This is a genomic window from Vibrio hannami (genome assembly GCF_029589055.1).
GTDB classification, from domain to species: Bacteria; Pseudomonadota; Gammaproteobacteria; order Enterobacterales; family Vibrionaceae; genus Vibrio; species Vibrio hannami.
The window spans coordinates 291,184-303,883 of sequence record NZ_JARQZP010000006.1 but is presented as its reverse complement, the minus strand read 5'-3'; the positions used below and the strand labels follow the sequence as shown (position 1 = coordinate 303,883).

The window sequence follows — 12,700 nt, the reverse complement described above, 5'->3', positions numbered from 1 at the left end:
AGAACGGAGGTAAAAACCGTTATGGAAACCCATACAAGGCTATCAAAGGTCGCGCATTATACTAACTTGACGTGCATAGCTCAAGACCCGAACAGATCCTTTTTACAGGATTTCGTGATCTTTTTTGAGCAGAGCTGAATTTGTGTTCAAAAATAGTGCGCGGATTGTAGCAGATTTCACGTTTTGGACAACAAGAAAATAGCTTTATTCTTGAGGTTACGGGTTACGGGTTATGGGTTATGGGTACTAACGACTCAAAAAAACTACTCTCCCTACCCATTTTAAGCAGTTTTTTGACGGTGTTTAATTAATGAAGTCAGCATCTTACTGATCTTTATACACTCGAGCTCTACTTTGTCAGCAATACCTTGCTCAATATAACCAAATCTTACTCCCAAACGAACCTGAGTAAGCACTTCCGCTGTTGAGCCTTTTGCATAGAATAAAAATCGCACTGAATCCTTATTTGTTCCTCTTTCCATACCCTCAGCGATATTGGATGGAATCGAAACAGATGAACGCCTCAACTGATCACAAAACCCATAATCTCTGCAAGACGTTAACTCTTTATGTATCAACACAGATAGTTCGAAGCTGTCCTGCCATACCTGCAATTTATCAAACTTCATATCACCCCCAACCTGTCACCTGTCACCTGTCACCTGTCACCTGTCACCTAAATTAACCCTCTCTCCGCAAAAGAAACGACTTCTCCGTCCCCGATAACAAAGTGATCTAAAACTTTTATATCAACTAAAGCCAACGCATCTATAAGCCTTGTGGTAATGCGTTTATCAGCCTGACTAGGCTCTGCAATACCGGATGGATGATTGTGAGCAAAGATCAATGAAGAAGCGTTATTGGCTAATGCTCTCTTTACTACTTCTCGTGGGTATACACTAGCGCTATCTATGGTTCCTTCAAACAGTGTTTCATCGCAAATTACCCTGTTTTGGTTATCCAGAAACAGAGCCAGAAATACTTCCCTCTGCTTATCTCTTATTTTGTTTGATAGATACATTCGTGTTTGTTGGGGGCTACAAAGTGCATCGCTTCGTTGGAGCGTTTCAGCAAGGTATCGTTGCGTCATTTCAAGCACAGCTTGCAGTTGAACGTACTTAGCTTCACCTAAACCCTTATGTTTGCAAAACTCGTCCTGAGAGCTGTTAAAGAGCGCTCTTAGAGAGCCAAACTCTTCTATCAGGTAATTAGCCAACTCAATAACGTTCATACCCTGGATGCCAGTACGCAAAAAGATAGCTAACAGTTCCGCATCGGAAAGAGATTGTGGGCCTCGATGTAAAAGCTTCTCTCTGGGTTGAGATTCTTTTGGCAGTGATTTGATAGACATAAAATCCTCCTTTGCCTTAGTAGGCAAAGGAGGATTTACAAATGCAAAACGTCACTTATGTTTTACGAAGGGATTTATAAAAATTTCAGTCTAAAACTAAACTTTAAAGTGTCCGGCTAGCTCATTAACTTTAGAGCCAGAGTCAGCCAGAGAAGAACTGATTTGCGATGCTTGCTGCATCTCCTCATCAAGCTCGGTCACAATCTGTTGAATAGCTACCAGATTCTGGTTTATCTCCTCAGCAACCACGCTCTGCTCTTCAGCAGCAGATGCCGTCTGAATCCCCATATCGTGGATAGTACCGACTGCGGTCTCGATACCAGCTAAGCGATCCTGAATAACCGAAGCGTCCTCCACTGTCTTACCACCGCGCTCCTGACTTGCCGCCATCGTTGTCACAGCTTTTTTAACGCCAGACTGAAGTGCCGTCAGCATCTCATTGATCTCTTCTGTGCTTGACTGGGTACGGCTTGCCAACGAGCGAACTTCATCCGCTACCACTGCGAAACCACGACCTTGTTCACCAGCACGAGCTGCTTCAATAGCTGCGTTTAGTGCAAGAAGGTTAGTCTGCTCAGCAATGCCACCGATTACTTCAATAACACTCGTGATTTGATTCGTTTGTTCGCTTAAAGACTCTATAGCGCCTGAAGTAACATTCACCTCTTCTACCAACTCGTTCAGGCTGTTTATTGCCTGTGTTACTTCTCTTCTCGCATCCTGAATCTGAACATTTGCGTCGGTAATCGCTTCTGAAGTGGAGTTAGTATTGTTTGCTACTTCTCTTGAAGTAGCCGCCATTTCCGTAACAGCTGCGACAACTTTTTCTGTTTCGCGACTATGGTGCTGCATTGTTTGGCTTGAACGAGAAGTTTGACCATCCAGGTCTTTTGCCGCCTGAAGAACAGCTACCGAACTCTCCTGTACATCTCGCATAAGAGGCTGCATCTTATCCATCAGCGTGTTAAATGCCTGTCCTAACTCAGCAACTTCATCATTGCCTTTAGCTTCCAGTCTGTTGGTTAAATCACCACCACCTTTTGCTATATCGTTCAGCTTCTCTGACATATTTTGCAGTGGAACTAGCCCCTTGTTCACAAGCAAACTTACGACAAAACCGGTTAACACCAAACCGATAAGAGAAATTAAAATGGCGGAGCGAGTATCGGCAAAGATTTCAGACTCTCTTTGCTGACGAAACTGATTCACAGCGGCATCTATATCATCTATGTATACGCCCGTTCCTAGCACCCAGTCCCACTTAGGCATATGTTCTGCGTAACCTAGTTTAGGCGCTAATGCATCAATAGAAGGTTTATGCCAGGAGAAGTTTAAGAACCCATCTCCTCTAGTTGATGCCTCGATTAATCCCGCGATAACAGGAACACCATTCTCATCTTTAAATCCGTAAAGGTTCTTGCCAACAAGTTGAGGCTTAATGGCGTGCATGGTGTTTACGCCCTTCGAATCGTAGGCAAAAAAGTAGCCATCATCAGCAAAACGCATATTACTAAGAATCACTTTAGCCGCCTCAATATTTTCACCATTCTTATCCGCGTCGTAGAGCGCTTTAATAGCGGTGCGCCCCATTCGAAGATGGGCTTTCAACTCCGTTTTTTTGTTCTCAATTAGCTCATTCTGATAGCGGGTTAACTGCTCTTCCAGATCATTTATCCCATTCCAATAAAAAACCCCGGTTACCAAAAAAGTAATAAGCAACAAAGGAATAATAGTAATAGACAGCAGCTTCCCACGGCTTTTAATGCTCATAAAGTCTCTCCAAAATCGTTCCGGCCTTGTTTTTATTGTTTTAACGGCCATTTTCGTAAAACTAACCTCGGCGATTATATCGACTGACAAGATATAGATTTGAGCCTGGACTCACAGTGCTTTTACAAGTTTTGAATTCAGCTCACAAATATTGTTAGCGCATGTAATTTAGTTTACATATATAGAAATTATAGGCCGTAACCAGTAATCAAATACTAGAACTCTTAAAGTTCCATAAGGTGTTCAAGCAATTTGTGGTATGGTTTGCACAGAATTTTGGAGAAACTGAAAATGCAAACATTAGAAGGAAAAAAATCCTGCTCGGAATTAGTGGTGGGATTGCTGCATATAAGTGTGCTGAATTGACACGCAGGCTCTCAGAAAGAGGCGCTACAGTACAAGTCGTCATGACTAAGGCAGCAAAAGAATTTATCACACCTCTTACTATGCAGGCTGTCTCTGGCAGGCCTGTTTCTCATAGCCTTTTAGACCCAGCGGCTGAAGCTTCAATGGGGCATATTGAACTCGGCAAATGGGCTGATTTAGTAGTGCTGGCACCCGCTACTGCTGACTTGATAGCACGTGTATCTGCTGGGATGGGTAATGATCTTCTTTCTACATTAGTTCTTGCAACTCCAGCGCCTGTAGCAGTTGCACCAGCGATGAATCAGCAGATGTACCAGAACGTTGCTACACAAGAAAATATCTCGACACTAAAGCGCCGTGGAATGCAGATCTGGGGGCCAGGAGCAGGTGAACAGGCTTGCGGTGATGTTGGTCAAGGCCGAATGCTGGAGCCAATGCAACTGGTTGGTTTATGTGAAAACTTCTTTCAGCCAAAACCTTTGAACGGAAAATCAGTTGTTATTACAGCAGGCCCAACCCGTGAAGCGATTGACCCGGTTAGATACATTTCCAACCATAGTTCGGGCAAGATGGGCTTTGCATTAGCTCAGGCGGCTTCCCAACTTGGTGCTGATGTAACTCTTGTTAGTGGCCCAGTTAATCTGCAAACACCAGATCAAGTTACTCGGATTGATACCGAATCCGCACAAGATATGTTCGAAGCTGTTATGAATACAGCGCCAGAAAAAGACATATTTATTGCGTGTGCCGCTGTGGCTGATTACCGCCCGGAAAATGTTGCTGAGCAGAAAATCAAAAAAACTGACGACAGTGACACCATGTCTATTGCAATGGTAAAAAACCCTGATATTGTCGCCTCCGTTGCAGCATTAGAAGAGAACCGACCTTTTACCGTTGGTTTTGCAGCAGAAACCCAGGATGTAGAACAGTATGCTCGGGGTAAGCTTCAGAAGAAAAATCTGGATCTTATCTGTGCAAATGACGTTTCTGTTGAAGGACAAGGCTTTAACAGCAACAACAATGCTATCCACCTCTACTGGAAAGATGGTGAAAAGTCGCTGCCATTAAACTCTAAAGATAGTCTAGCGACTGACATTCTCATTAAAATTTTAGAACTTATTGAAGACTGATTTTCAGGAAACCAGTTAATGAAACAAATTGATTTAAAAATTCTTGATGCTCGTATTGGTAACGAGTTTCCTCTACCAACTTATGCTACAGAAGGCTCTGCCGGCATCGACCTAAGAGCATGCCTGGATGATGCTCTAACTGTAGAGCCAGGTGAAACACATCTTGTACCTACCGGTATGGCAATCCATATTGCAGACCCAAACCTTGCGGCAACAATCCTTCCTCGTTCAGGTTTAGGCCATAAGCACGGCATCGTTCTTGGTAATCTTGTTGGTCTTATCGACTCAGACTATCAGGGGCAACTCATGGTATCGGTTTGGAACCGTGGCCAGACAACATTTACCATTGAAGCTGGCGACCGTATTGCTCAATTGGTATTTGTTCCTGTTGTTCAGGCCGAGTTCAATATTGTTGAAGATTTCGATGCGACTAAACGCGGAGAAGGTGGCTTCGGTCACTCTGGTAAACAGTAAAACAAACAAAAAGCTACGCACTATTCTGTCTCTTGGTTAGAATGCAGAAATGTATTCTCTCAGTTGAAGTAAATAAAAAAGGAATTGATAGATGTCCGGCACGAGAAAATCAAACCGTCGTGAAGAGATTCTTCAGGCTCTCGCTCATATGTTGGAGACCAGTGAAGGCGCATCCCGAATCACTACGGCAAAACTCGCCAAACAGGTGGGAGTGTCTGAAGCTGCGCTGTATCGCCACTTCCCTAGCAAAGCCAGAATGTTTGAAGGGCTTATAGAGTTTATTGAAGATGCCATTATGACTCGTATCAATCGGATTCTGGACGAAGAGAAAGATACACTTCAAAGATTAAGAATGGTGCTACAGCTACTTTTAGCCTTTGCTGAAAGAAACCCTGGCCTAAGCCGGATAATGTCTGGGCACGCTCTTATGTTTGAAAATGAGCGTCTGAGAGATCGTATCAACCAACTGTTTGAACGTATTGAAACTCAGCTAAGACAGATTCTTCGTGAGCGTAAGCTTAGAGAAGGGAAGTCATTCCCGGTAGATGAGAGCATCTTAGCCGCACAGCTTTTAGGTCAGGTAGAGGGCAGCTTAAACCGCTTTGTAAGATCTGACTTTAAGTATCAACCAACAGAAAACTTTGAGGAATATTGGGCACTTTTAAGCGCACAGATTCAGTAACACTATGAGTAAAAAAAGCATCAAACCAAGTTTTTCCATTGCACTGCTTCACCCTAAATATTGGGGTGTATGGTTTGGATTTGGCTTTTTAGCATTATTTGTCAATATCATGCCTTATAAGGTTCTGCTTTATACTGGCAGAAAGCTCGGCCAATTCGGTATGCGATATGGAAAAAAACGCGTCCAGATCGCAACAAGAAACCTTGAGCTTGCTTTTCCTGATATGAGCAAAGAAGAAATTGGCACCATTGTGGTCGAAAACTTCAAAAATACTGGTATGGCGCTAATGGAAACCGGCATCGCCTGGTTCTGGCCAACATGGCGTTTTAAGCGAATCCTGAATTTCGACGATATGACTGAGATCAATCAGTTCAACAATGAAAAAAAGGGGTTCTATTGTGCTGTGTTCACGCGCTCAACCTTGAGATCACTGCACGCGCTTTTACTACAGTTGGGCTCGCTGGCTATGGTGTTTACCGACCTCATACTAATCCGGCGTACGACTTTATCCAGTACTGGGGACGCAGTCATGGTGGAAACCGCTTGGTAGATCGTCGTGACTTAAAAGAGATGATTCGAGTACTAAGAAAAGGCGAACGTCTGTTTTATCTTCCTGACCATGATTATGGACATAACAAATCGGTATTTGTACCTTTTTTCGGTGTTGAAGATACTTGTACAACTACAGGTCCAAGCATCCTTGCTGCTCCTAGCAAGTGTCAAATTATGACTGGTTCTGGCTTCCGTAACAAAAAAGGTAAGTACGATATCATTCTGGACGAGGCAATTCAGAATTACCCACTGAAAGACATGACTGCAGCAGCCACACTACTGAACACATACATGGAGAGGGTGATACTTCGTGGTCTGGATCAGTGGATGTGGCTACACAAACGCTTTAAATCAATGCCAGACGAAACCAAAACTGGCGAGCGCTATATATAAAAGGTATACAGCCGAATGGCGGAAAAAAGTAATAACAACGCTAACAGTGCTAAAAACAGCAGTGTTGATAACTATTTATACAAGCCCACTTTTAAGTGGGCGTTTTTGCATCCTAAACACTGGCTAACGTGGTTAGGTATCCTGTTTTCTGTCATTCTGGCTTATATTCCCCCCAGAATTCGGGACTCCATTGCTGCTTCACTATCAAAGCAGATAGTGAAAAAAAATCCCCGTGTAGTGAAAAGAGCAAGAATTAATCTAAGCTTGTGCTTCCCTGAAAAAAGTGAAGCTGAGATCCAGAAGATCATTGATGACTGCTTTGCCAAAGCTGCTCAATTTATGTTGGGCTACTCAGAACTGCTAGTCCGCTCCACGAAGCACAATCAGAACCGTGGCGTAATGATTGGTGAGGAGAACATAATTCCTCATCTGGATAGAGGTGAGAAGGTTATTATTCTTGCGCCTCATGCCTGGGCGGTCGACTACCCGGCGATTATGCTGGCAGCTCAAGGCTATAAAATAGCCACCATAATGAAGCCACAAAACAACCCTATCGGTGACTGGTTAATGCACGTTCAGCGCATGCAGTATGGCGGTCGTATCTTTGCAAGAAGTGCCGGTATCAAACCATTTATTCGTTCGATCAAAGAAGGCTATGTTGGCTATTGGTTACCCGATGAGGATCACGGCCCTCAGAACTCGGTATTTGTTCCGTTCTTTGGAACTGAAAAAGCAACCCTGAAAGGCTTTGGCAAGATGGCAAAACTATCCCGCGCTAAGGTTGTTCCAATCCTTCCTGCATATAACGACAAAACAGGCAAATATGAGGTTCATATTCTGCCAGCGCTCGAAGACTTCCCAACCGGTGATGAAGAACTGGATGCAAGAAGAATGAATCAGGCTATCGAAGAGCTATTGATGGAAAGACCTGAGCAGTATATGTGGAACCTTTACCTGCTTGAAACACAAAGAGATGGTAAAGATATTTACCGTTCTTAAAGTAAAGATAATACGGAAAATTTCGTCATCCCTGCGAAAGCAGGGATCTATTTAATGTTTTGATCGTGATTTGATTAGATTCCCGCCAAGGCGCACGGCTAGTGCGGGAATGACGATATTTGGATTTATTATTTCACCAAAATAGTAACCGATTAGATACCGTACTCAGCACGATATGCCTTTACCGCGTCAAGGTGTTCAGTATTGCCACCCTTCTCTTCCAGATAAGTAATCAGATCGGTCAGGCTTACGATAGAAATCACTGCACAACCAAAGTCACGCTCCACTTCCTGAATCGCAGAAAGCTCACCTTTACCTTTTTCCTGGCGGTCAATCGCTACAAGCACACCTGCAAGGTCTGCTCCATTTGCTTTGATGATTTCCATAGATTCACGAATCGCGGTACCAGCAGTAATTACGTCATCAACCAGCATGATTCGGCCTTCAAGCGGACTACCCACAAGATTACCGCCTTCACCGTGATCTTTCGCTTCTTTACGGTTAAAGCAGTAAGGCGTGTCTGTGTCATGGTGATCTGCCAGAGCAACAGCCGTTGTCGTCGCAATTGGAATACCTTTATACGCAGGGCCAAATAGCACATCATAATTAATACCTGAATCCGCAAGCGCAGCTGCGTAAAAGCGACCTAAACGAGCTAAGTCGCGACCTGTGTTAAACAGACCAGCGTTAAAGAAATAAGGGCTTTTACGTCCAGACTTCAGTGTAAACTCACCAAATTTCAACACTTCTTTTTCTAAGGCAAATTCAATAAACTCGCGCTGATATGCTTTCATGCTATTCCTCTAAACTCTTAACTTAAGCAACAGTATTAATACTAAGTAAAAACGTTTTATTTAAACATTTACGTCATCCCTGCGAAGGCAGGGATCTAGTTAACCTAGCTATACTAAATTATTTTAGATTCCTGCCTTCGCAGGAATGACAACCATTTGGTTGGTCAAAAAAATAGCCCCTTTAAAAGGAGCTATCTAAAAACTTAATCTTCTAACGACGACTTCTGAATTTCGACGATGTCGGCAATACCTTTTTTCGCCAGAGCCAGCAAGTCCATCAGCTCTTCATGACTAAACGGTTCGCCTTCCGCTGTTCCCTGAATCTCGATCATCTTGCCTTCTTCAGTCATCACTACGTTCATATCCGTGTCAGCTGCTGAATCTTCAACATATTCCAGGTCACACAGTGCTTCACCTTCAACAATACCCACAGATACTGCAGCAACGTGGCCTTTCATTGGGTTAGCTTTTAGCTTGCCTTCATTTACCAGATATTGGAACGCGTCAGCCATCGCCACACTTGCACCACTAATAGAAGCAGTACGTGTACCGCCGTCAGCCTGAATAACGTCACAGTCAACAGTAACCATGATTTCACCCATGGCTTCCAGATCAACTACAGCACGCAGGCTACGAGCAATCAGACGCTGGATTTCCATAGTACGCCCGCCTTGCTTGCCACTTGTTGCTTCACGACGGTTGCGTGAATGCGTTGCTCTTGGCAGCATACCGTATTCTGCTGTAACCCAACCTTTGCCCTGACCTTTCAACCAGCGAGGCACATTCTCTTCCACCGTTGCGTTACAAAGCACTTTGGTATTACCAAATTCCACTAATACAGAGCCCTCAGCATAAGCTGTATAGTTTCGGGTCATTTTAATCGGACGAACTTGTTCAGGACTTCTGTCATTTGGACGCATGGAAATTTCCTAGTATGGGGTCTCATAATTGGCGGAGAATTATATAGGAATTCGATATTTGTTCATAGAGCTAGAGCTGATTTCAAACCATATGAAGTCAATTGTGTGCTAACATTATGGCAATTATAAATTTATTTTCTTGTGCTGGCAGAACTAGCCAGTGTCTATAAAGGTATTGTAATGATTTACAGCATGACCGCCTACGCGCGCAAAGAAGTGAAAGGTGACTGGGGTACTGCAGTCTGGGAAATTCGTTCCGTTAACCAACGCTACCTGGAAACATACTTCCGTCTTCCAGAGCAGTTCCGTGGTTTAGAGCCTATCTTGCGCGAGCGTTTTCGTAAACGCCTGGCACGCGGTAAGGTTGAGTGTCACCTTCGCTTTGAAGCAAACCCAGCTGCAACTGGCAAACTAACGATCAATGAGTCACTTGCTAATCAGGTTATCGATGCGGCAAATCAGGTTATGCATATGACTGGCGAGTTAAGCCGTGTTAATCCATTCCAGGTAATGAATTGGCCTGGTGTAATGGAAACACCTGAGCAGGATATGGACGTGGTCAATAAAGACCTGCTTAGTGCTTTTGATGAAGCTGTACAGGACTTTATCGACGCTCGCGGTCGTGAAGGTGAAAACATGAAAGCGCTAATTGAGCAGCGCTTGTCTGCTATCACTGACGAAGTGGTAAAAGTACGCGCTCGTATGCCAGAGATTCTTGAGTGGCAACGCGAACGTATTATTACCAAATTTGAAGAAGCGAAAATTGAGCTGGAAGCAAGCCGCGTAGAACAGGAGCTGATACTTCTGGCACAAAAAGTCGATGTTGCTGAAGAACTGGATCGCCTAGATTCTCACGTAAAAGAAGCAACCAACATCCTGAAGAAAGGTGGTGCCTGCGGACGTCGTCTGGATTTTATGATGCAAGAGTTTAACCGTGAATCTAACACCCTAGCTTCAAAATCTATCAGTACAGATATCACAGCTTCTGGTGTTGAGCTCAAGGTTCTTATCGAGCAGATGCGTGAGCAAATTCAGAATATTGAATGATTTTTCTTGACGTTTCCAGACATTCCAAAACGCACACAAAGCCCCGTATATAGGGGCTTTTTAGTTTCTCACTGTTTACAATCTGTCCGCTATGTTTAAGAATAGTGGTGACAGAATTGGTGACATAAAAATCTGACACATGATAAAAACGCTAGAAATCGGCTTTCTGTCACCACTTAACGAAGCAGAGGGGGCAGCATGGCCGCGAAACTAAACGACAAACAAGTCAAATCACTACTACGCAAAAGCGAGCCGGGGCGATTCGCAGCCGGTAACGGGCTTTACTTTCGTGTAAGCAACGAAGGAACCGGCTTTTGGGTGTGCCGCTACACAACCAACGGAAAACGCCGCGAGATCACTTTAGGCCGATACGGAACCAAGCCGGGCGAGCTGTCACTAGCTCAAGCAGCCGCAGCCACGGCCCAACTAAAGGCAGACGTTAAGGAAGGTATCGACCCGCTAGCAGAGAAGAAGCGGCCCGACAGCGTAAAGATAAAGACAGTTAACGACCTGGCCGCCGACTGGCTAACCAACGACATAGAAAAGCGCCTAAAGCACCCAGGAATACCCCGCCGCGTGTATCAAAATGACCTAGCGCCCGTTTTCGGGGAGCTATCGCTAGACCGTGTAAGCCCGATAGATATACGCGCCGCCATTGAGCAGATCGCCACCAGCGACCGCCCAACGATTGCAAACGATGCGCTTATGTATTGCAAACAGCTATTCCGCCACGGTATCCGCCTAAACCTAATGACTTCTAACCCAGCCGATGCTTTCACGGTTCACCATGCCGGAGGCGTAGAGAAAAGCCGAAGCCGCGCTTTAACAATCGAAGAACTGGCAACCGTTTTCCAGGTATTGAGAGAGAACGCGAACCAGTTTACCCGCGAGAACTATTTAGCAACGGCCCTTTTGTTAACGCTAGGCGTTCGAAAAGGCGAACTAATCGCCGCTAAGTGGAGCGAGTTCGATATAGACGCGGGCCTATGGAACCTACCGGAAGAACGAAGCAAAACGGGCGCGCCGATCAGCGTACCGCTTTCAAGTGTGGCCGTAGAGTGGCTAGAAGAATTACATTTACGGGCGTGTGGTTCAGAGTTTGTATTCCCTAACCGACGCGCTAGTAAGCGATTCGGCCACATTAGCCCAGATACGTTAAACCATGCACTAGCTAAATTATTCGGCTTAAAGGTCCGCCCAGGAAAGCCACCAGAGAACAAACTAGGCGACGCGGGTATCGAACACTTTACGATCCACGACTTGCGCCGAACTTGCCGAACGCTACTAGCCGACGCGGGCGTCCCTGGACACGTAGCGGAACGATGCCTAAACCATAAACTAAAAGGCGTAGAGGGCATTTACGACCGTTACGACTACCTAGACGAACGCCGCGAAGCACTACAAAAGATAGCGGATCAGTTAGCGCCAATTATTAACCCTATGGCGAATGTAACTAGCTTTAGAAAGGGGGCGTAATATGGACTTATCAAAAATGGGGTTAGCGGGTGAAGTAGTCGATAGCAAAAACGTAAGCGTCGAATGTGCCGGCGAATTTTTGGAGCTAGCCGCCGACTATATCGCACAAGGTAAACCGCTACCCTTGCCGCTCGCTATGACGTTAGCCCCCGCCTTATACGATGCAGCCACGAAGGCCAAAGCAGGCGACCAGAAAGGCGCAGTTAGCGCACTTGCTAGCGGAACGGGACTACAAACTAACCACCGGCGCAGCAAAGCGCCATATTGGGCCACGGTTAGCCGTATAGCGGGGCTAATCGAAGCGGGCGACAGCCAAACAAAAGCGATTAAAACCGCAGCAAAAGAACAGGGGATCGGCAAGTCGACAGCCGACGACTATTGGACTAAATACCAGGAACAAGAATTAGAAGTGTGCCAGCTAGTAGAGGCCGCTATCCGCAAGCAATAACCTACCTTTCGGGGGCGTTCTGGATTGCCCCCTCTCCTTTCCGTACAGATCAGCAAGCAACAATACGCACCATACAGAAACAACAGTAAACAGGTGCGTTATGAATACCCAATCAAAGAACCCCGACCGAATTATTAGCCGCGCTCAATTCCGCGAACTAACCGGCATTTCACGAACTACCGAATGGCGACTTTCTCAGGAAGGCAAACTACCCGCAGTTGTAGAAATTGACGGGCGCGTCCTGGGCTATCTCGAATCCGCTTATCACGCATGGCTTAACCAACACGCGGCTATGTGA

Annotated in this window: 13 protein-coding genes and 1 pseudogene; 9 read left to right on the top strand and 5 right to left on the bottom strand. The window is 45.2% G+C overall.

The genetic code is table 11. The annotated features are described in order from the left end of the window. Nucleotides 1–281: 281 nt before the first annotated feature. The 3 genes from P7F88_RS12710 to P7F88_RS12700 all read right to left on the bottom strand — a co-directional run bounded on the left by P7F88_RS12710 (nucleotide 282) and on the right by P7F88_RS12700 (nucleotide 3,121). A complete protein-coding gene (locus tag P7F88_RS12710; RefSeq protein ID WP_277825240.1) occupies nucleotides 282–629 on the bottom strand; it encodes a four helix bundle protein in 348 nt (115 codons plus the stop codon). A 47-nt stretch (nucleotides 630–676) separates the two neighbouring features. Then, complete coding sequence (radC, locus tag P7F88_RS12705; RefSeq protein WP_277825238.1) at nucleotides 677–1,351, bottom strand: RadC family protein; 675 nt, start codon at nucleotides 1,349–1,351, stop codon at nucleotides 677–679. 96 nt (nucleotides 1,352–1,447) lie between these two features. Continuing rightward, nucleotides 1,448–3,121, bottom strand: coding sequence for a methyl-accepting chemotaxis protein (locus P7F88_RS12700; RefSeq protein WP_277825236.1), 1,674 nt, complete (start codon nucleotides 3,119–3,121; stop codon nucleotides 1,448–1,450). Nucleotides 3,122–3,375: 254 nt separating this feature from the next. Here P7F88_RS12700 and coaBC point away from each other — a divergent pair, with 254 nt between their 5' ends. The 5 genes and pseudogenes from coaBC to lpxM all read left to right on the top strand — a co-directional run bounded on the left by coaBC (nucleotide 3,376) and on the right by lpxM (nucleotide 7,717). Then, nucleotides 3,376–4,617, top strand: coding sequence for a bifunctional phosphopantothenoylcysteine decarboxylase/phosphopantothenate--cysteine ligase CoaBC (coaBC, locus tag P7F88_RS12695; RefSeq protein ID WP_277825234.1), 1,242 nt, complete (start codon nucleotides 3,376–3,378; stop codon nucleotides 4,615–4,617). Nucleotides 4,618–4,635: 18 nt separating this feature from the next. Further along, complete coding sequence (gene dut / locus P7F88_RS12690) at nucleotides 4,636–5,091, top strand: dUTP diphosphatase (protein ID WP_277825232.1); 456 nt, start codon at nucleotides 4,636–4,638, stop codon at nucleotides 5,089–5,091. A 91-nt stretch (nucleotides 5,092–5,182) separates the two neighbouring features. Further along, on the top strand, nucleotides 5,183–5,773 hold the full coding sequence (gene slmA, locus P7F88_RS12685; RefSeq protein WP_277825230.1) for a nucleoid occlusion factor SlmA: 591 nt from the start codon (nucleotides 5,183–5,185) through the stop codon (nucleotides 5,771–5,773). A 4-nt stretch (nucleotides 5,774–5,777) separates the two neighbouring features. Continuing rightward, a pseudogene (lpxL, locus tag P7F88_RS12680) lies at nucleotides 5,778–6,718 on the top strand (LpxL/LpxP family Kdo(2)-lipid IV(A) lauroyl/palmitoleoyl acyltransferase). Between the two features lie 15 nt (nucleotides 6,719–6,733). Beyond that, nucleotides 6,734–7,717 (top strand): lauroyl-Kdo(2)-lipid IV(A) myristoyltransferase, encoded by a 984-nt coding sequence (gene lpxM, locus P7F88_RS12675; protein ID WP_277825228.1) that lies wholly within the window; start codon nucleotides 6,734–6,736, stop codon nucleotides 7,715–7,717. A gap of 152 nt (nucleotides 7,718–7,869) precedes the next feature. Here lpxM and pyrE read toward each other — a convergent pair whose 3' ends face one another. Further along, nucleotides 7,870–8,511, bottom strand: coding sequence for an orotate phosphoribosyltransferase (pyrE, locus tag P7F88_RS12670; protein WP_277825226.1), 642 nt, complete (start codon nucleotides 8,509–8,511; stop codon nucleotides 7,870–7,872). A gap of 203 nt (nucleotides 8,512–8,714) precedes the next feature. Further along, nucleotides 8,715–9,431, bottom strand: a complete 717-nt coding sequence (rph, locus tag P7F88_RS12665) for a ribonuclease PH (RefSeq protein ID WP_277825224.1) — start codon at nucleotides 9,429–9,431, stop codon at nucleotides 8,715–8,717. A 180-nt stretch (nucleotides 9,432–9,611) separates the two neighbouring features. Between rph and P7F88_RS12660 the strand changes: the two genes are divergently transcribed. The 4 genes from P7F88_RS12660 (at nucleotide 9,612) to P7F88_RS12645 (ending at nucleotide 12,700) form a co-directional block, all read left to right on the top strand. Then, on the top strand, nucleotides 9,612–10,478 hold the full coding sequence (locus P7F88_RS12660) for a YicC/YloC family endoribonuclease (protein ID WP_277825222.1): 867 nt from the start codon (nucleotides 9,612–9,614) through the stop codon (nucleotides 10,476–10,478). A 198-nt stretch (nucleotides 10,479–10,676) separates the two neighbouring features. Further along, nucleotides 10,677–11,954: a tyrosine-type recombinase/integrase gene (locus P7F88_RS12655; RefSeq protein ID WP_277825220.1), complete on the top strand. Its 1,278-nt coding sequence runs from the start codon at nucleotides 10,677–10,679 to the stop codon at nucleotides 11,952–11,954. Nucleotide 11,955: 1 nt separating this feature from the next. Further along, nucleotides 11,956–12,402, top strand: coding sequence for a hypothetical protein (locus P7F88_RS12650; RefSeq protein WP_277825218.1), 447 nt, complete (start codon nucleotides 11,956–11,958; stop codon nucleotides 12,400–12,402). A gap of 100 nt (nucleotides 12,403–12,502) precedes the next feature. Beyond that, nucleotides 12,503–12,700, top strand: a complete 198-nt coding sequence (locus P7F88_RS12645) for a helix-turn-helix transcriptional regulator (protein WP_239921216.1) — start codon at nucleotides 12,503–12,505, stop codon at nucleotides 12,698–12,700.

Excerpts from the sequence above, each read along its gene's own strand:
- P7F88_RS12710 (WP_277825240.1), bottom strand. The coding sequence starts at position 629 with ATGAAGTTTGATAAATTGCAGGTATGGCAGGACAGCTTCGAACTATCT.
- radC (WP_277825238.1), bottom strand. The coding sequence starts at position 1,351 with ATGTCTATCAAATCACTGCCAAAAGAATCTCAACCCAGAGAGAAGCTT.
- P7F88_RS12700 (WP_277825236.1), bottom strand. The coding sequence starts at position 3,121 with ATGAGCATTAAAAGCCGTGGGAAGCTGCTGTCTATTACTATTATTCCT.
- dut (WP_277825232.1), top strand. The coding sequence starts at position 4,636 with ATGAAACAAATTGATTTAAAAATTCTTGATGCTCGTATTGGTAACGAG.
- slmA (WP_277825230.1), top strand. The coding sequence starts at position 5,183 with ATGTCCGGCACGAGAAAATCAAACCGTCGTGAAGAGATTCTTCAGGCT.
- lpxM (WP_277825228.1), top strand. The coding sequence starts at position 6,734 with ATGGCGGAAAAAAGTAATAACAACGCTAACAGTGCTAAAAACAGCAGT.
- pyrE (WP_277825226.1), bottom strand. The coding sequence starts at position 8,511 with ATGAAAGCATATCAGCGCGAGTTTATTGAATTTGCCTTAGAAAAAGAA.
- rph (WP_277825224.1), bottom strand. The coding sequence starts at position 9,431 with ATGCGTCCAAATGACAGAAGTCCTGAACAAGTTCGTCCGATTAAAATG.
- P7F88_RS12660 (WP_277825222.1), top strand. The coding sequence starts at position 9,612 with ATGATTTACAGCATGACCGCCTACGCGCGCAAAGAAGTGAAAGGTGAC.
- P7F88_RS12655 (WP_277825220.1), top strand. The coding sequence starts at position 10,677 with ATGGCCGCGAAACTAAACGACAAACAAGTCAAATCACTACTACGCAAA.
- P7F88_RS12650 (WP_277825218.1), top strand. The coding sequence starts at position 11,956 with ATGGACTTATCAAAAATGGGGTTAGCGGGTGAAGTAGTCGATAGCAAA.
- P7F88_RS12645 (WP_239921216.1), top strand. The coding sequence starts at position 12,503 with ATGAATACCCAATCAAAGAACCCCGACCGAATTATTAGCCGCGCTCAA.